The sequence below is a fragment of the Salinivibrio sp. MA440 genome (assembly GCF_001996265.1).
GTDB classification, from domain to species: Bacteria; Pseudomonadota; Gammaproteobacteria; order Enterobacterales; family Vibrionaceae; genus Salinivibrio; species Salinivibrio costicola.
Genome location: NZ_MUFI01000033.1, coordinates 22221 through 40366 on the forward strand (window position 1 = coordinate 22221; position 18146 = coordinate 40366).

General features: G+C 50.1%; 16 protein-coding genes. 7 read left to right on the forward strand and 9 right to left on the reverse strand.

The window, feature by feature from the left end:
- Positions 1–10: 10 nt before the first annotated feature.
- From dtd to typA, 3 genes are all read right to left on the reverse strand, one after another.
- Entirely contained in the window at positions 11–445 is a 435-nt protein-coding gene (gene dtd, locus BZG80_RS11035; protein ID WP_077577226.1) for a D-aminoacyl-tRNA deacylase, read from the reverse strand.
- Positions 417–1385 (reverse strand): virulence factor BrkB family protein, encoded by a 969-nt coding sequence (locus BZG80_RS11040; RefSeq protein ID WP_077577227.1) that lies wholly within the window; start codon positions 1383–1385, stop codon positions 417–419. The genes dtd and BZG80_RS11040 overlap by 29 nt, the downstream gene beginning before the upstream one ends.
- A 147-nt stretch (positions 1386–1532) precedes the next feature.
- Positions 1533–3359 (reverse strand): translational GTPase TypA, encoded by a 1827-nt coding sequence (gene typA, locus BZG80_RS11045; protein ID WP_077661384.1) that lies wholly within the window; start codon positions 3357–3359, stop codon positions 1533–1535.
- Between the two features lie 532 nt (positions 3360–3891).
- Between typA and glnA the strand changes: the two genes are divergently transcribed.
- The 6 genes from glnA (at position 3892) to add (ending at position 12369) form a co-directional block, all read left to right on the forward strand.
- A complete protein-coding gene (glnA, locus tag BZG80_RS11050) occupies positions 3892–5301 on the forward strand; it encodes a glutamate--ammonia ligase (RefSeq protein WP_077461674.1) in 1410 nt (469 codons plus the stop codon).
- A gap of 186 nt (positions 5302–5487) precedes the next feature.
- Complete coding sequence (locus BZG80_RS11055) at positions 5488–6024, forward strand: DUF4124 domain-containing protein (protein WP_158009993.1); 537 nt, start codon at positions 5488–5490, stop codon at positions 6022–6024.
- A 109-nt stretch (positions 6025–6133) separates the two neighbouring features.
- Positions 6134–7198 (forward strand): nitrogen regulation protein NR(II), encoded by a 1065-nt coding sequence (glnL, locus tag BZG80_RS11060; RefSeq protein WP_077679352.1) that lies wholly within the window; start codon positions 6134–6136, stop codon positions 7196–7198.
- Positions 7191–8600, forward strand: a complete 1410-nt coding sequence (glnG, locus tag BZG80_RS11065; protein ID WP_077679353.1) for a nitrogen regulation protein NR(I) — start codon at positions 7191–7193, stop codon at positions 8598–8600. The genes glnL and glnG overlap by 8 nt, the downstream gene beginning before the upstream one ends.
- 135 nt (positions 8601–8735) lie before the next feature.
- Complete coding sequence (locus BZG80_RS11070) at positions 8736–11282, forward strand: bifunctional diguanylate cyclase/phosphodiesterase (RefSeq protein ID WP_198532943.1); 2547 nt, start codon at positions 8736–8738, stop codon at positions 11280–11282.
- Positions 11283–11367: 85 nt separating this feature from the next.
- Complete coding sequence (gene add, locus BZG80_RS11075) at positions 11368–12369, forward strand: adenosine deaminase (protein WP_077679355.1); 1002 nt, start codon at positions 11368–11370, stop codon at positions 12367–12369.
- A gap of 48 nt (positions 12370–12417) precedes the next feature.
- Here the strand turns inward: add and hemN are convergent, their stop codons facing one another.
- The 5 genes from hemN to BZG80_RS11100 all read right to left on the reverse strand — a co-directional run bounded on the left by hemN (position 12418) and on the right by BZG80_RS11100 (position 16911).
- Complete coding sequence (gene hemN, locus BZG80_RS11080; RefSeq protein ID WP_077577230.1) at positions 12418–13791, reverse strand: oxygen-independent coproporphyrinogen III oxidase; 1374 nt, start codon at positions 13789–13791, stop codon at positions 12418–12420.
- A 199-nt stretch (positions 13792–13990) separates the two neighbouring features.
- A complete protein-coding gene (locus tag BZG80_RS11085; protein ID WP_077679356.1) occupies positions 13991–14485 on the reverse strand; it encodes a DUF2489 domain-containing protein in 495 nt (164 codons plus the stop codon).
- A 13-nt stretch (positions 14486–14498) separates the two neighbouring features.
- Positions 14499–14987: a Der GTPase-activating protein YihI gene (gene yihI, locus BZG80_RS11090; protein ID WP_021022588.1), complete on the reverse strand. Its 489-nt coding sequence runs from the start codon at positions 14985–14987 to the stop codon at positions 14499–14501.
- The gene (locus BZG80_RS11095; protein ID WP_077679357.1) at positions 14984–15628 is read right to left on the reverse strand and encodes a class I SAM-dependent methyltransferase; all 645 of its coding nucleotides are present in this window, start codon (positions 15626–15628) and stop codon (positions 14984–14986) included. The genes yihI and BZG80_RS11095 overlap by 4 nt, the downstream gene beginning before the upstream one ends.
- A 665-nt stretch (positions 15629–16293) precedes the next feature.
- The gene (locus tag BZG80_RS11100; RefSeq protein WP_077461683.1) at positions 16294–16911 is read right to left on the reverse strand and encodes a c-type cytochrome; all 618 of its coding nucleotides are present in this window, start codon (positions 16909–16911) and stop codon (positions 16294–16296) included.
- Positions 16912–17060: 149 nt separating this feature from the next.
- Between BZG80_RS11100 and yihA the strand changes: the two genes are divergently transcribed.
- Positions 17061–17705 carry a ribosome biogenesis GTP-binding protein YihA/YsxC gene (gene yihA / locus BZG80_RS11105; protein WP_021022591.1) on the forward strand — a complete coding sequence of 215 codons (645 nt, stop codon included), beginning with the start codon at positions 17061–17063 and terminating at the stop codon, positions 17703–17705.
- A gap of 333 nt (positions 17706–18038) precedes the next feature.
- On the opposite strand, the gene BZG80_RS16275 is transcribed toward yihA, so the two are convergent.
- The gene (locus BZG80_RS16275) at positions 18039–18086 is read right to left on the reverse strand and encodes a hypothetical protein (RefSeq protein WP_438616993.1); all 48 of its coding nucleotides are present in this window, start codon (positions 18084–18086) and stop codon (positions 18039–18041) included.
- Positions 18087–18146 lie beyond the last annotated feature (60 nt).

An 18146-nucleotide genomic window follows, 5' to 3' on the forward strand; every position in this document is an offset into this window, starting at 1 on the left:
AGGCGCGTGGTTATACCTGAAGCCAGAAAGTCACAGGACCATCATTAACGAGGCTGACTTTCATGTCAGCGGCGAATTGACCCGTTTGCGTTTTTAACCCTGCACGCTGGCAATCCTGACAAAATACCGTGTACAAACGTTCTGCTTCATCAGGCGATGCCCCCGAGAAGCTCGGACGCATGCCCTTTTTTGTGTCGGCAGCCAGGGTAAACTGCGATATCACCAACAATTCACCGCCGTACTGAGACACATTGAGATTCATTTTGCCATTATCGTCTTCAAACACACGATAACCTCTGACTTTATGCGCCAGTTTCGCGGCATCCGCATCGGTATCGCCCTTTTCGACGCCCAGAAGCACCACCAGCCCTTTCCCTATCGCACCGAGGATCTCACCGTCGACAGTGACATTGGCTTCACTCACGCGTTGAATTAGGGCAATCATAAGGCGCCTCCGCTTGATTGATTAAAGGATGGGATGGCTCAGCCAAACCGGCTGACTGATTGTTAACCGCTGGCGAGGTGCCACTTGGCCACCAAGTCTCCGACTCTCTTAAAGTCGCGGTAACTTGTGCGCCGAATAATACAATACACCAGCTAAAATACACCCACACAAACAGAATGGGCACCACGGCCAGAGCGCCGTAAATTAATTGATACGAGGGAAAGTGGGCAACATATAGCGCGAATACTTTTTTACTTAGCTCAAATAGCACACTCGCCACAGCCGCACCGACCAAGGCATGGCGAAGGCGCACGCGAGTATTGGGTACCAGGGTATATAATCCCATAAAGGTGAGCGTGGTTAAAAGAAAAGGCAGGATTCGGAGTAAGGTGGTAAACAAATCATTCGCCAGCCCTGTCTGTAATAACGACAAAGACGTTAAGTAAGAGCTCAGCGCGATGCTAGTACCAATCAAAATAGGCCCTAACGTGAGCACCATCCAATAGATTGAGAACGCAATCATCATCGGCCGTTTGGTCTGAATTTTAAACGTGTGGTTCAAACTTTTGTCGATCGCCGAGATCAGCATAATCGCGACCACAAACAAAAAACTAACCCCAACAGCGGTCATCTTACCGGCGTTAGCAACAAATTGGTTGAGATAGCGTGCCACCACCTCACCGGCGGCGGGAACAAAATTATTGATCACAAATGTTTGTAAGGTATCACCCACTTGAGAAAATCCCGGGAAACTCGAAAAAGCAGACAACACGACAGTGACTAAGGGGACCAAAGAAAGCAGCGTGACATACGCCATATAACCGGCACTCACCGTGAGCCTGTCTTCGCCCATACGCTGCCACAAATGCGTGAGCATCGCTTTCAACCAATTACGGCTGTCATGCCACGTTTTCTGATTTAGCGTCCCAATTATGCGCATCCTTCCACCTTTATCTTGTGCCCGTTTTACGCGTAATGAGTGTACATGATTTACTTCTCGCTCGCTGCGATCAAAAAAAGGCACCTAACGGTGCCTTTAATCTTGGGACAGAATCTGGTGACTCAGTCACATGATGATATAACGCGATTAACCTTTACGACCAGCGCGCTTGCGGTCTGTCTCAGTCAACAGCTTTTTACGAATACGGATGCTTTCTGGCGTAACTTCAACCAGCTCATCGTCATCAATAAACTCAAGCGCTTGCTCCAAGGTATACTTGATCGCTGGGCTCAATACCTGCGCCTCATCGGTACCCGAGGCACGCACGTTAGTCAATTGCTTACCTTTCAGACAGTTAACCGTCAAGTCATTGGCGCGGTTATGAATACCGATAACTTGACCTTCGTACACTTCATCACCGTGTTCAGCAAACAAGCGACCACGGCCTTGTAGGTTAAACAAGGCATAAGTCAGTGCCTTACCTGCGGCGTTTGAGATCAATACACCGTTGATACGTTGGCCAATATCACCCCCTTTGAATTTACCGTAATGGTCAAAGGTATGATAAATCAGGCCCGAACCAGAGGTCAGGGTTAAGAACTCGGTTTGGAAACCAATTAAACCCCGTGATGGCATCACAAAGTCCATGCGTACACGGCCTTTACCGTCTGGGAGCATGTTGCTCAGCTCGCCTTTACGCAGACCGATGCTTTCCATAACGCCACCTTGATGCTCTTCGAGCACGTCAATGGTCACGGTTTCAAACGGTTCAAATTTCTCACCGTTTTCTTCTTTGATGATCACTTCAGGGCGAGATACGGCAAGCTCAAAGCCTTCGCGACGCATATTCTCGATAAGGATCGACAAGTGCAATTCGCCACGACCTGATACACGGAATTTATCCGGGTTCTCGGTCTCTTCAACACGCAGCGCCACGTTGTGGACCAGCTCTTTTTGCAAACGCTCAAGGATATTACGTGACGTCACGTACTTACCTTCTAGGCCGGCGAACGGCGAGGTGTTGACTTGGAACGTCATGGTCACAGTTGGCTCATCAACGGTCAGTGCGGGGAGCGCTTCAACGTTGCTTGGATCACAGATAGTGTCTGAAATCTTTAGCTCGCCCAGACCCGTAATAGCAATAATGTCGCCCGCTGAGGCTTCATCGACATCAGTACGGTCAAGGCCGAGGTAACCCAAGACGCTACCTACCTTACCATTGCGCTTGCTGCCATCGGCACTGATGATGGTCACTTGCTGGTTCGGTTTCACCGAGCCACGCGTAATTCGACCCACGCCGATAACACCGACATAGGCGTTATAATCAAGCTGAGACACCTGCATTTGCAATGGCGTAGTAATGTCGACGTCAGGCGCATCGACGTTGTCCACGATCGCGTTGAACAACGGCTCCATATCGTCGCCTTCGGTCGCTTCATCTAGGCTCGCCCAACCATTTAGCGCTGATGCGTAAACCACTTGGAAGTCTAACTGTTCGTCCGTGGCACCCAAGGTGTCAAACAGATCGAAAACTTGATCCATCACCCAGTCAGGGCGTGCACCCGGACGGTCAATTTTGTTGATAACCAAAATCGGCTTCAGGCCGTGAGCGAAGGCTTTTTGGGTCACAAAGCGGGTTTGTGGCATCGGACCATCAACGGCATCAACCACCAATAAGACCGAATCAACCATCGACATGATACGCTCGACTTCACCACCGAAATCGGCGTGCCCTGGGGTATCAACGATGTTAATTCGATAATCATTCCAGTTAATGGCGGTGTTTTTCGCCAAAATGGTGATGCCACGCTCTTTCTCAATATCATTTGAGTCCATGACACGCTCTTCCACCTCACCGCGGGAAGCTAGCGTACCGGATTGCTGAAGCAGCTTATCCACTAGCGTGGTTTTACCGTGGTCAACGTGGGCAATAATGGCGATATTTCTTAATTTATCTGTTTGTATTTTGGTCATGGACTCTCTTTTTCACTCGTTAGACGCGGCGCGTGCCGAACCTGACACGCTGAGACAGCGTATACTAGCACGACGGGGCCACCATCTGATTAAAAAAACGGCCGTAATGTACCAGATTTTGTCGCAAAACCCACCTTATTCTGTGAATCAGCTCACCATCAAAGTGGCTTGACTGCTGTCTAGTTGGTCATTTGTTAAGCAAATACAAGGATTCACCGGTCTTCGAGCAAACATGAATTTTTAAAGACGGCCCACACTCTCAATACCGATTGTCTGCTAAAAAGAAGAGGGGGATGGGGTTGCACCCATGTCGTGCACAAACATCTGCACCACCTTCGCCCCCTTGCACTATGATTGAGCATGTGCGCACAATAATGGTGCAACCCGCTCTCGTTTGACGAGCACTGAGCGGCATTTTTACCCGCCGAGCCTGCTATGGCGTGGTTTTAAATTGTTGGCACAGTTTTCGCTTTGTCATGCAGCAAGGAGCCAACTCGCTATTTACCTAATTTGACACCGGAGGTTATTTCACATGTCAGTAGAAAATGTGCTCGCACTTATCCAAGAAAACGAGGTGAAATTCATCGACCTGCGCTTTACCGATACCAAAGGTAAAGAGCAGCATGTTTCCATCCCCTCTCATCAAGTGGACGATGACTTCTTTGAAGAAGGCAAAATGTTTGACGGTTCATCCGTGGCGGGCTGGAAAGGGATCAACGAATCAGACATGGTCATGATGCCAGATGCAAGTTCGGCCGTGCTTGACCCCTTTACCGAAGAAAGCACCTTGAATATTCGCTGTGATATTCTAGAGCCGTCTACCATGCAAGGGTATGATCGTGACCCACGTTCCATTGCTAAACGCGCTGAAGATTTCATGCGCTCAACGGGGATCGCAGATACCGTTCTAATTGGGCCTGAACCCGAGTTTTTCCTCTTTGATGACGTGAAATTCGCCACCGATATGGCCGGCTCTTTTTACAAAATCGATGACGTCGAAGCGAGCTGGAACTCAGGCACCGCACTGGAAGGCGGTAACAAAGGCCACCGTCCAGGCGTTAAAGGTGGCTATTTCCCTGTTGCACCGGTCGATTCGTCACAAGATATCCGCTCGGCCATGTCATTGGTCATGGAAGAGATGGGCTTAGTGGTTGAAGCGCACCACCATGAAGTGGCAACGGCTGGCCAAAACGAAATTGCGACCCGCTTTAACACCTTGACCACTAAAGCGGACGAAATTCAGATCTATAAATATGTGGTGCACAACGTCGCACACGCCTTTGGTAAGACGGCGACCTTTATGCCGAAACCACTGGTGGGCGATAATGGCTCAGGCATGCACGTTCACCAATCACTGGCCAAAGATGGTCAAAACCTCTTTGCAGGTGATAAATACGGTGGCCTGTCTGAAACAGCACTTTATTACATTGGTGGTGTGATTAAGCACGCTCGAGCCATTAACGCCTTTGCCAACGCGTCAACCAACTCGTATAAGCGCCTGGTTCCTGGGTTTGAAGCACCGGTCATGCTGGCTTATTCTGCGCGTAACCGCTCTGCGTCAATTCGTATCCCAGTGGTGCCTAGCCCGAAAGCGCGCCGTATTGAGCTCCGTTTTGCCGATCCAACCGCGAACCCTTATTTGTGCTTTGCTTCGATGCTGATGGCCGGCCTTGACGGTATCAAAAACAAGATTCATCCAGGCGATGCCATGGACAAAGACTTGTATGATCTCCCGGCTGAAGAAGCGGCAGAAATTCCGACGGTAGCGGAGTCCCTTAAAGAAGCTCTACAGGCGCTGGATGCTGACCGCGAATTCTTGACCGCAGGTGGCGTGTTCTCAGACGACTTTATCGACTCATACATCAAACTGAAAAGCGAAGATGTTGAGCGTATTCAAATGACAACGCACCCAGTTGAGTTTGAGCTTTACTATTCGGTGTAACGACTCGTCACGCTGAACATTGAAAATGCAGCCCACCTCGCAGGTGGGCTTTTTTATGCTTGGCGACTGTATGTACCCACTTACAATGCTCCGCAGGGGATCACGCAAACCTAGGGGGCTGTAATGCGTGGGTTAGGTGCTCGTTGGCTAGGAGCTCTTTCGCGAGGAGCTCTTTTACTAGGCGCTATGTTGCTGACATTGGCTTTTAGCAGCCATGCCGGCATGCTCTATCAGTGGACCGATGACAACGGCCAGGTGCATTTTAGCGACCAACCTCCGGCGCGCCCGCACCACGTTAGGCCGTATGCATCCCTAACGTCTTCGCCCTCTCTCTACGATGCCTCTTCGTCTTCGACTGAGCAGCCTGCGCCAGCCCTGACACCACCCAAATCGGTGACACTCACCCTTGTATCGCCCAATGATGGCGCAACATTACGCAGTAATCCCGGCGAGCTATCCGTGACAGCCACGGTGTCACCGCTCTCCATCCCCGCCGAGCAAACACGGCTCGTCTTAGACGGCCAGCCCGTTGCGTCTCCCCCAACCATTAGCTTGAACGCATCACAGCGACAGCTGGATTGGCGGCTGGCGCCCATTGATCGTGGCACCCATCAGATTCAAGTCCAATACCTCGAAAGCGGCAAGGTAATTGCATCCTCATCGATACATCACGTGTATTTACACCGCGCGCACGTTAATCAACGCCATCGACGCCAAGATTAACCGACCACGGCACCTAAACCATCACAAACTCAGTGGTACCGGCTGCATCATGCAAGGATCTCGATTACACTCAATGCACCAAACTAGTGCAAACAAGGACGCGACACGGATGACGCCAGCTCAACTGTTTGATCATCTGCTTACCGCCATCATTGTGGTAGACAGTCAATGGCGTATTGAATACGTTAATGCAGCAGCAGAACAGCTAATGCATCAAAGTGCTAGGCGCTTGCGCCAGCAACCCCTCACACAGCAAATTCAGCATGCCAGTGTTGACTGGGCGCACATAGCCAGCACCACTCAGGCAGGGCAAAGTTTAACGGATAGTGATGTCACTTGGGTGGTTGATGGACAACCACAAAAAGTACAACTCAGTGCAAGTCCCTTATTTGACGCCGAGGATGAAGGCCGTCTGTTACTTGAAGTCAACGTCGTGAGCCAGCAACAAAGGATCAGCAAGGAGCTGACCCAAAAAGCGCAACAACAAGCAGCAAAAGAGCTGGTGCGTGGCTTGGCTCATGAAATAAAAAACCCGCTAGGCGGATTGCGCGGGGCGGCACAGCTACTGGAAAAAATGCTACCCGATGCCAGCCTCGCGGAGTATACCCAAATCATTATCGAGCAAGCGGACCGCTTAAGAAATTTAGTCGACCGCTTGCTTGGACCGCAGCGCCCGGGATTACGCCAACGGCAAAATATTCACGTGGTCTTGGAGAAAGTCCGTCAACTGGTCAGCCTTGATCATCATGGCGGGGTGCATATTGTGCGCGACTATGACCCCAGTTTGCCTGATTTTGATATGGATCCAGAGCAGCTTGAGCAGGCGATCCTCAACGTAGTGACCAATGCCGCTGACGCGGTAAGTGGGCAAGAGGATGCACGCCTCACACTGCGCACCCGCACCGGTTTTCAAACCGTGATTCATGGTCAACGCCATCGTGTCGTGGCCCAGATAGAAATCATCGACAATGGCCCAGGTATCGCCTCTCACTTACAAGATACCTTGTTCTATCCGATGGTCACCAGCAAAGCGGATGGTAACGGACTCGGACTGGCCATTACCCACCACTTAATCGATCAACACCAGGGCAAAATTGAAGTGAATAGCTGGCCGGGCCATACCTGCTTCGCTATCCAATTACCCATTATTGAAAAGGATAGACCGCATGAGTAAAGGGACCATTTGGGTCGTGGATGATGACAGCTCGATTCGTTGGGTGATGGAGCGAACACTGAGTGCCGCGGGCCTTACGTGCGATACATTTTGCGATGCTGAAAGTGTAATGAGTGCGTTGCACGAGCGCACCCCCGACGTTTTAGTGTCAGACATTCGCATGCCAGGCAGCGATGGGCTTGCTCTGCTCAATGTGGTGCAAGCACAACATCCAGACTTACCCGTCATTATCATGACCGCCCACTCTGATTTAGATGCCGCGGTTAATGCATATAAAGAAGGCGCGTTTGAGTACCTGCCAAAACCTTTCGATATTGACGAAGCCTTAGCCTTGGTTGAGCGCGCGTTAGCCCACGTTAAAGAACAGCAAAAGCAGCAAACGGCGACGCAACCACAAGCACAAACGCCAGAAATCATTGGCGAAGCCCCGGCGATGCAAGAAGTGTTTCGCGCCATCGGTCGGTTATCGCGCTCATCCATTTCGGTGTTAATCAACGGTGAGTCCGGCACCGGAAAGGAGTTAGTCGCCCAAGCGCTTCATCGCCATAGTCCGCGCTCAGAGCAAGCCTTTATTGCCCTGAACATGGCAGCAATCCCAAAAGATTTGATCGAGTCAGAGCTGTTTGGACATGAGAAAGGCGCATTTACCGGAGCCAATGCCGTTCGCCAAGGACGGTTTGAGCAAGCCAATGGCGGCACCTTATTTTTAGATGAAATTGGTGACATGCCGTTGGATGTGCAAACGCGGTTGCTACGCGTGCTCGCCGATGGTCAATTCTATCGCGTGGGTGGCCACGCAGCCGTCGATGTGGATGTCCGTATTATTGCCGCGACCCACCAAGATTTAGAGCGCCTTGTCACCAATGGTACATTCCGAGAGGACTTATTCCATCGCTTAAATGTGATTCGCGTCCACCTTCCATCACTCAAGGACAGGCGACAGGACATCCCGCAACTGTGCCAGCACTTTCTGGCCCGCGCGGCTAAAGAGTTAGATGTCGAGGCCAAACAACTTCACCCGGACACCGAAGCCATGATGAGTCAGCTTCCGTGGCCTGGCAATGTGCGTCAGCTGGAAAACACCTGCCGCTGGCTCACGGTGATGGCCAGCAGTAAAGAAGTACTCCCCGGTGATTTACCGCGCGAATTGGTCAATCAGCCGTTGTCTGTGACCGACAGTGAAGTGCAAGACTGGCAGGATGCACTCACTCAATGGGCTCAGGACGCAATCACTCAGGGGCAGCATGGCATTTTGCAACAAGCATTGCCTAACGTGGAGCGAATACTCCTACAATCAGCGTTGCAACATACTCATGGGCATAAGCAAGAAGCCGCAAAAATTTTAGGATGGGGGCGTAATACACTGACACGCAAGCTGAAAGAGCTTAATATTGAGCACTAACGCAATATTAAAACTAACACAATTTGAACCTCTGCTAAATTTAAGTAAAGAGATTGAAGTAAAAACCGTTGATCGTGTTAACTTCAATGGTGTTTAGTTGATGAGAAAAGTGATGTTGTTGTTCTGATGAGAAACATGCGCCCATTGTCGATTCGAGCCGCTGTAATGCTCCCCGTGTTTCTCGTGCTCACGTTCACCTTGATTGTGATCATTCTGACCATTAACAACCACTACCGCACCAGCTCTCAGTTTGTCGGTAAGTTACTGCTGGACGATTACTCTCAAGGGATTGAATTAGACTTACGCCAGTATCTTCAGCACCCGTTTAACGCCAACGTATTTGTCGCTGAGCGTCTCGCCGCTCGCCTCCAAGCCGCCCCCATCAACAATAAAGGCTTGCGAGACTATTTACTCAGTAGTCACACGTCGCTTTATCAAGCCATGCCATACATGCAAGTGCTCAGCATTGGCGTTGATGCGAACGGCGATTATTTTGGCTATCGCAAAAATCAAGCAGGCCAGTCGATTTTGATGGAGCGAAGTGATGCCACACAAGGCGCATTACGCATCTTCGACGGTCGAACGTTAAACGCCAATATTGTTTACCAAGACAGCCACTATGATCCTCGTGTTCGCCCCTGGTATATTCCAGCCTTTAACCGCGAACAACCACGCTGGACCGATATATACCTCGATGCTGATGAAATCGGCGAAGTATCACTCTCTGCCATTGCGCCCGTGCAGGTTAGTGGCGAGGTCTGGGGGGTGGTCGCCAGCGATATCAAGCTGAACGCCTTTAATCGCTTTCTCAGTGAGCGCCAGCAAAAACTCGGCGGCGCGCTTTTTATTGTCGATGACGAAGGCAGGATGATCGCCCATAGCGGCAGCAGCAGTCCTAGCAACATTTTACACTTCCCTAATATCACCAATAACTCAGTACTCAACGCCACCATCAATGAGATATCGGCTGATTGGCCTCCTGAACCTGAAAAGCTCGGCAAATCGTTTCATTTCGACATCCATGAAAAACAGGGTCACTTCTATGGCACCGTCAAAAAAATCGCCTTACCGCCGCCTTTTCAGCATCAATGGTATGTGGTGGCCGCCCTGCCTGATCAGCTGCTTCTCGAAAGCTTGTTAAGCCAACAAGAAATCAGTATTTATTTAGTGATCGCAATATCGGTAATTGGCTTGGTGATTGTTTATTTAATTATTCGCCAACTCACTCGGCCCTTGCGTGACACCGCAGAGGCGGCGGCAAAGCTCGCCTCAGGCAATCTCACCTATCGAATTAACACCCCTGCCAACCTGCGGGAGATTGCGATATTAAAAGACGCGTTTAATAACATGTCCGGCAAAATGCAAGAGTCATTCAACCGCTTACGTCAGCAAGTCCGCCAAGATAACTTAACCCAGTTGTATACGCGCGAAGGCTTGATCGAACAAGCCGCCGGGCTGCGTTATCGGTCACCGAATACCTTGGCGATTTTAGGGGTCAATGGCTTTCGAGATATTAACGATAGCCTAGGTCAAGACGGCGGTGATGTGCTGCTATGTGCCATCGCACAACGATTAACAGATTTAGCCGATGGCTCCAGCATGCTAATCGCACGCGTTCGCGGTGATGAATTTGCAGTCCTGGCGCCCCACACCACTAACCGAACCCAGTCAGAAGCGCTAGTGAGTCAACTACTGAGTCTGTTTAACCGCCCAGTCACTATCGGTAACGACGATGTCCTGGTGGATGCTTGTGCCGGGGTGGTGTTCGGTTATACCTACGGGGATGCCATTCATGAAAGCCTCCAACACGCAGGGTTGGCTCTCAGTGAAGCCAAGCGCAGTGATGCGGCGATGTATGTCTATTTTGAAGCCAGTATGCAAGCTCGGGTGCAAGAACAGTCTCGGCTCCTGCTTGAGCTTCATCATGCCGTTCAGCATCATGAATTCGTCGTGTTCTATCAACCTTTCGTGCGCTTAAGCGATGGCTATTTCTGTGGCGCAGAAGCCTTAGTGCGCTGGGAAAGCCCCAGCCGTGGCATGGTGTCCCCAGCAGAGTTCATTCCGGTCGCCGAACAAAGCGGTTTAATCAACCAAATCGGCATGCAAGTGCTTGAACAAGCCGCTTTTGATACGGTCGCACAAATTGAAGCCGGACGATGGCCTGCCCATTTCCAATTACATGTCAACTTATCAGCACGACAGTTATTATCGGCTGACTTTATCGACAAGTTGGAGCAAGTGCTCACACGCACACAACTTCCGCCCGAGAATTTAACCTTAGAGATCACTGAGTCACAGTTGATGAGCCATGAGCATCTCGCGACCTCTGGGCTCACTAAAATCCGCGCCCTTGGGATTAAAATTGCGATTGACGACTTTGGTACGGGCTATTCTTCATTGGCCTATTTACATCAGATGGCTTTCGACAGCCTAAAAATCGACCGTAGCTTCGTCCATTCGATGACCGAAAACAGCACCAACCAAAGGATCATTGAAGCCGTGGTTGCCATGACCCGTGGCATGGATGTCCACTTGGTCGCTGAAGGCATTGAAACCAAAGAAGAGGCGGCTAGGTTACGTGAAATTGGTTGCCATTATGCGCAAGGGTTCTTGTTCGCCAGGCCCCTTCCCTTGGCCGAACAACCAACAGAACGGGTAACGGATAAATTGCCAACGCGATAAGGCTCACGTCCTACGCGCTTCGACAGCTGACGCATGGCGCCACAGTCGCTATACTGAGCGCCAACTCACCGGCTGGGAACCAACGATGATGAGACACGATTTTCCTTTAACGGACCTACACCGTCACCTCGATGGCAACATCCGCATCAATACGATTTTAGAGCTCGGTCAGCAGTTTTCGATGCCGCTGCCGGCACATGACATTGAAAGCCTGCGCCCCCATGTACAGGTGGTTGATACCGCGCCTGATTTGGTCGCGTTTCTCTCAAAACTTGATTGGGGTGTGGCAGTACTCGGAGATCTCGACGCGGTACGGCGCGTGGCGTATGAAAACGTCGAGGATGCCCTAAATGCACACATCGACTATGCCGAATTACGGTTTTCGCCCTACTACATGGCGATGAAACATCAACTGCCCCTCGAAGGCGTGGTGGAAGCCGTCGTCGATGGCGTGCAGGCCGGTAGCCGTGACTTTGGCGTGAAAACCAACCTGATTGGCATCATGAGCCGTACTTTCGGCTCCCAAGCCTGTATGGCCGAGTTGGATGCACTACTGACACAGAAATCGCAATTGGTTGCCATCGATTTAGCCGGTGACGAACTGGGGCAGCCCGGAGACCAATTTACCGAACATTTTGCCAAAGTTCGAGCCAGTGATTTGCAAGTGACGGTTCACGCTGGTGAGGCTGCGGGCGCTGAGAGTATGTGGCAGGCGATTAACGAGCTAGGCGCGACCCGTATTGGCCATGGCGTGAAAGCGATTGAAGACCCCGCTTTAATGGACTATTTAGCCAAGCACCGTATCGGGATTGAATCCTGCCTAACCTCGAATATTCAGACCAGTACCATTGCTGATCTCGCACAGCATCCGGTGCGCCAATTCCTCGACCACGGTATTCTGGCATCGTTAAATACCGACGATCCAGCCGTGGAAGGCATCGAGCTGCCCTATGAATATGAAGTCGCGGCCCCAGCCGCGGGCTTAACCGCTACGCAAATCAACACACTACAAGAAAATGGCCTAACCATTGCCTTCTTGTCTGACCATGAGAAAGCGGCGCTAATAGCCAAAGCTGCGGCCCGTTAATGGGCTGTGGGTGTTATAAAAAAACCGCCATTTGGCGGTTTTTTTTGTTTAAATCACCCGTGAGAACTGTTGTTGTCGCGCCCTATCCCGTAAATAAATATCAAAGCTCATACAAATATTACGGATCAGCATCCGGCCGGTTTTGGTCACGCTGATGGTCTGGTCGGTGACACGGACCAAATCGTCGTCAATAAAACACTGTAGCAACTTGAGATCGTCAGCAAAGTAACGGTCAAAATCAATCTGATAACGTGCGGCGATCACCGCCTTCTCAAGGGTAAAGTTACACATCAAGGCTTTAATCACATCGCGGCGAATACGATCATCGCGCTCCAACATGACGCCTTTAAATAAGGCATGTCGCTCCGCATCCACTTGGTGGTAATACCGCTTCATCTCTTTTTGATTTTGCGCGTAACAATCACCAATCATCGAAATCGCCGACACACCCAATCCTAATAAGTCACAGTCACCCTGGGTGGTGTAGCCTTGAAAATTACGATGCAAGCGTCCCTCACGTTGCGCAACCGCCAGCTCATCATCGGGCAACGCAAAGTGGTCCATACCAATAAATTGATACCCCGCCGCCGTTAGCGTGTTAATGGTTTCTTGCAGCATGGTGAGCTTGGCGTCGGGTGACGGTAAGGCATTCTCGTCTATTTTCCGCTGGGCGGCGAATAAATTAGGTAAATGGGCATAGTTAAACACCGATAGCCGCCCAGGGCGCATAGTGAGCACTTGCTCTAGCGTGTTGGCAAATCCCTCGGGGGTTTGGCTGGGTAAACCATAAATCAAATCAAGATTGGTGGAGCGAAAGCCAAGCTCTCGGGCACGTGCAACCAATGCGTGAATAAAGTCTTCATCTTGCTCTCGATTGACCAGCTGTTGCACTTTTTTATCAAAGTCCTGCACGCCAATACTGATGCGATTAAACCCTTCACTGCGCAGATGATCGAGCATATCCAGCGGGATTTCACGTGGGTCCACCTCGATACTGATTTCCGCATCGTCTTCAAACTGGAACTCTTGGCGCAGTAACCCCATTAGACGCGAGATCTGTGCTTTAGTGAGAAAGGTGGGTGTACCGCCTCCCCAGTGCAATTGAGTAACCCGACGGGCGCCCAGTAAGAATGCACGCTGGCGAATTTCATGTTCCAAGGCATCCAGATACTCATCCGCCTTATGTTGATGCCGGGTCACCACTTTGTTGCAGCCACAGTAATAGCAGAGCTTGTGACAAAATGGGATATGCACATACAACGACAACGGCCGCTCAGGGTACTGGCTACATGCCATATCAAATTCCGCAGGCGTAAATGCCTCATGGAATTCAAGCGCGGTGGGGTACGAGGTATAGCGGGGCCCTGAATAATTATACTTATTGATCAAGGCTTGATCCCAAATGATTTGTGGTGATGACATGGCTTACATTCCGCAAAGGCGCTTAGGAAAGGAGAACAAAGTGTAGTGTGCCACAGCCTTAAGTTAGGTGTTTAGCACTACCCGCATTGGTATAGTGAAAGTGTCGGCGAGATCGATTTTCGCCTAATAATTATAAGGGTATTGTGCCAAAATAATAAAGGAATGCCGCTGCGAGCAACCGCATTCCAAGCAGGTACACTTAGTGGGTCAAAATATGATCAGGGATATGCCGGCCACCCGTAAAGGCCAAAATCTCGGCCAACTCGGCTTTTATCGCCTGCTCGAGTCGCGCTTCATGCTTGGCACGATCAAAGTCCAACCGCATCCGTTCGTTCTTTTTAAGGGTTTTCCTGGCATCACCTCGTGGGGTGTCTTTGACCGCCTCATAAAGTTCAAATAACGCAGGGTAGCGGCTATCAAATTCAATCCGCTTTTCCCCTTGGAGGTGATCCATAATCATATAAAGACGAATCGCTGCCTCGGACAAATCACATTGATCTTTCAAGGCTGCGAACGCAATCACATCAACGCTTTCAATGATTTTATCATTCCGCTTTTTTATCGCCGCCTCTTCCATCTCGGCTTGCAGCGCCGTCTGCCGCTTGAGTCTTGCCAACAAAGTCCCTGCGTATACCGATAACGCTAAAATAATCAGCGCGCCTAGTCCTGCTAGTATCCAGATCCCGTCCTGCACCTGCTACTCCTCTTTAATCGTTCTGTTGCTCAAATTTGGCAAGCAGATCGCTGTCATCATCCTCCGATGTATCCTCGTCGCTCAGCAACCCTAGCTTATCCATCAGCACTTCAATGCGATCGAGTTTTTCATCGACATAGTTTTGCAGCCCTGCCCCGAGCTTTTCACCGTTTTCGATGCGATCGAGTAAGACATTCAGTTGCGGGTCTTGCTCGAGCTTTTCCAGCTCTTGCGCAGGGGTCAACGTGGATTGTTTCGGTTTCGCAGCTTCAGGCCCCAATGGAATCGGTTTTTTACTGCCAATCCGTGGGTCTTTCTTGCCGCCGCGACGATGCGTTTGCACATCACTTTCTTCAGAATGACGCGATCCTGCTTTTTTTCCTTTCCGTTTTTTCTGCTTTTTCAGCATGCGAGCAATTCGATCTTGCTCGGTCTGGTTTTTATCTACGTATTGCGCCGGGCCTTCCGATCCTGTGCGGCGCGTTTTCTTTTTACGCGTCATAACAATGGTTTCCTCATTAATATTACATCGTTGCCCAAAAAGGTCAGTTCGAAGCCAGCTTGAGCAGCTAGATATTGAAACGTTTGGCGGCTAAAAAAGCTGACATGAGTCAGGTCATTCTTATAGTGCCAGCGTGAAAATGCCGCTGGATCCTGGACCAGCTTGGTCATGATCCCCAGATACCCACCCGGCTTTAGTATGGATAGCCATTGTGTCCACTGCTCGGCGGGGTGATAAAAGTGCTCAATCGCTTCGGTGCAGGTGATGAAATCGTAACCACGCGCCAACACCTGTGTATCAGGGGCATAGAAGGGATCATAGCAGGCGATTGAATGTCCCGCGTCACGCAGCATGTTTGCAAGCACCGGCCCCGGACCACAACCAAAATCTAGGCCGTTGCGTGGCGATTCAGCTAACCGCGCAAGTAACGGGGTGGCCAACCGCGATAAGAAGCGCTGATAACCCGCATCATCAGGATGATTTTGGTGCAAGTCATAAATGGCTTTCTCATCGTGCGGTGCCAGCAGTGCCTGGCGATCAACAAACACCAAATCACAACGCGTACATTGAAAATAGGCGCGGCGCTTATCGGTATGGTAAGGGTGAGTCTGGGTATGCTCACATAAAGGGCAGTGCTGCATGTTATTCGTCTATGCCAAAAGCTGGCGCGAATGTAGCAGAAAGTGGGTCAATAAAAAAGCGACAGGCATAATGCCTGTCGCGGTATCGCCTTGGCGATATAAGCGGGTGTCGTCCGTCCTGGTACGTCTTTCATCCCTGCTCAATAGCGTTTTACGCCTTGGTTTTAACATCCTGTTAGTGTGGTTGGCTTACCTGCCTAACGGTCGCATCCGGCGTCCTTGTCGTCATAACATCCACATCACATCCTGTGCGAGACTATCCTTACATACCGACCTTGGCGAGTTCACATCCTGTGGCAACACCTTCCTGGTGTGAAAAGCTTTCCTTATCCGGTTGGCCTATTCTTGGCGTCAACGTCCTGTTGATGATGATAGCGTATCCTAATCACTTAATTTGCCTAGCATGCCAAACAAAAAAATCCTGTTTAAAAAAGAAATGTTCGTGATAAGTGATTGAATATATAGTGTTTTTTATTTTATCTTTCAATCGATATCGCGATTTTCTCGCCGTAAAATAGCAAATATCTTACACCCGATAACGCACTTGTCGTTATCAGCGCTAACACCATGCAAGCAAATCGCAAAGCAGTGATAAGAAGAGGAAGAGGAAGGAAACAAAAAGCGGCTGCGTTATTCACAACCGCTTTTGCTGTCACGCTCGGCAATTAATGCAGACCACCGAGATAGCTCGACAGCGCATCAATTTCCTCGTCAGTGAGCTTGGCAGCCACCGATCGCATCATGTTATTCATATCATTATGACGTTCCTCTGCACGGAACATCTTCAACTGACTCGCCAAGTAGTTTGCGGGCTGGCCAGAAATTTTCGGGAAACCAGAAGAGGGAGTGCCATTACCGCGTGGACCGTGACAAGCGACACACGCCGCAATGCCTCGCTCTGCATCGCCCGCCATATAGAGTTGACGGCCAATTTCAACCGCGCCTTCGGGGGTTGTGCCAGGCTTGGGCGTGAGCGTTGCGTAATAAGCAGCCAGGTCAGCCATGTCCTGCTCCGATAAAGGAGCCACCATGCCAGCCATCACCGCGTTGTATCGCCCTTGCTCACCGCCGCTTTGCGCGCCAAGCTTAAATTCCTTCAACTGCTTTTCAATGTAGTTGGCGTGCTGACCCGCCAAGTTTGGGTAATCAGGCAAAACACTGTTACCGTCAGCACCGTGACAGGCGGCACAGGTATTGGATTTGGCTTTGCCCGCTTCAGCATCTCCTTGGGCCCAGACTGAAGTGCTGGCCAGGAGAGTCAATATTAGCGCTAATTTCTTCATGACATTCCGTTTATAATTATCAAGCTTCCAGTACCACTACTTAGTTACCGTCATGGTACAATTACCGATCAAAAACCGAGCACGGTTATTTTACACAAATTCACACAAAAGTAATCAGTCTACTACACCAAGACGAGACGGAGTTAACAGTGGAGCAATCACTTAATTACCGTAACACCCAGTTTGTTACTAGCGCACCAGACATCCGCCATCTTCCTGATAATACAGGAATCGAAATCGCTTTTGCTGGCCGCTCAAACGCCGGTAAATCTAGCTCCCTTAACCGTCTATGTGACCAAAAGAGCCTAGCGAAAACCAGTAAAACCCCCGGTCGGACACAATTGATTAACCTATTTAAGGTGGACGAGGGTTGCCATATTGTCGACCTCCCTGGCTATGGTTATGCCCAAGTCCCTCTAGAAATGAAAGAGAAATGGCAGCGATCGCTGGGAGAATATTTACAAAAACGTGATCAACTTGGCGGATTAGTGGTGTTGATGGACATTCGCCACCCGATGAAAGACTTGGATCAGCAGCTGATTTATTGGGCCGTTGAGTCAAAATTGCCCGTTTTAGTGTTACTGACCAAAGCGGACAAGCTTAAAACCGGTGCACGTAAACAGCAATTAATGAAGATTCGAGAAGCGTCGCTGGCATTTTGCGGCGATGTCGAGGTCGAATTGTATTCGTCACTCAAGGGCATTGGCGTGGATAAATTACGTCAAAAACTGGATGCCTGGTATCACACCACGCCGCCATTGCTTGCCGAAGAGCAACCACTGCCTAGCGAGTAATCGCCTTTTATCGGCGTAAGGGACGCACAACGTCTTCCCTCACGGATCTGGCGCTAAAAGACGAAAGCTAAAAAAAAGCCGACCCTCATCGAGGGTCGGCGAATCTTTGTGCGTGCGTGATCTGAATCAGACCCTGTAAACACATAAAGAACAAGAAGCTGTGCGTATTATAACCAGGTTTCCCAACAAAATTAAAGTAATTGCTCTAATTTTTTGGAATACAGGATCAACACAGCTGAAAATAGTTAAAAAGGCAGTGGCAGGGCTGCTCGCGTCGCGGCATATCAACCAATAAAAAAAGCCCCAGTCAGTATCCTGACTGGGGCTGCTGAATCAGCCAAATCCAATAACGTGAAACAAAAGGTCTGAAAGATAGAACATCTTACCTCTGTACCCTACGCTGATAACTGTATATCAATCACCCAGCCTTGAAAAGTATAT

Excerpts from the sequence above, each read along its gene's own strand:
- BZG80_RS11095 (WP_077679357.1), bottom strand. The coding sequence starts at position 15,628 with ATGCAGCACTGCCCTTTATGTGAGCATACCCAGACTCACCCTTACCAT.
- BZG80_RS11070 (WP_198532943.1), top strand. The coding sequence starts at position 8,736 with ATGCGCCCATTGTCGATTCGAGCCGCTGTAATGCTCCCCGTGTTTCTC.
- hemN (WP_077577230.1), bottom strand. The coding sequence starts at position 13,791 with ATGTCATCACCACAAATCATTTGGGATCAAGCCTTGATCAATAAGTAT.
- BZG80_RS11040 (WP_077577227.1), bottom strand. The coding sequence starts at position 1,385 with ATGCGCATAATTGGGACGCTAAATCAGAAAACGTGGCATGACAGCCGT.
- typA (WP_077661384.1), bottom strand. The coding sequence starts at position 3,359 with ATGACCAAAATACAAACAGATAAATTAAGAAATATCGCCATTATTGCC.
- glnL (WP_077679352.1), top strand. The coding sequence starts at position 6,134 with ATGACGCCAGCTCAACTGTTTGATCATCTGCTTACCGCCATCATTGTG.
- add (WP_077679355.1), top strand. The coding sequence starts at position 11,368 with ATGATGAGACACGATTTTCCTTTAACGGACCTACACCGTCACCTCGAT.
- dtd (WP_077577226.1), bottom strand. The coding sequence starts at position 445 with ATGATTGCCCTAATTCAACGCGTGAGTGAAGCCAATGTCACTGTCGAC.
- glnA (WP_077461674.1), top strand. The coding sequence starts at position 3,892 with ATGTCAGTAGAAAATGTGCTCGCACTTATCCAAGAAAACGAGGTGAAA.
- glnG (WP_077679353.1), top strand. The coding sequence starts at position 7,191 with ATGAGTAAAGGGACCATTTGGGTCGTGGATGATGACAGCTCGATTCGT.
- BZG80_RS11100 (WP_077461683.1), bottom strand. The coding sequence starts at position 16,911 with ATGAAGAAATTAGCGCTAATATTGACTCTCCTGGCCAGCACTTCAGTC.
- yihI (WP_021022588.1), bottom strand. The coding sequence starts at position 14,987 with ATGACGCGTAAAAAGAAAACGCGCCGCACAGGATCGGAAGGCCCGGCG.
- BZG80_RS11055 (WP_158009993.1), top strand. The coding sequence starts at position 5,488 with ATGTTGCTGACATTGGCTTTTAGCAGCCATGCCGGCATGCTCTATCAG.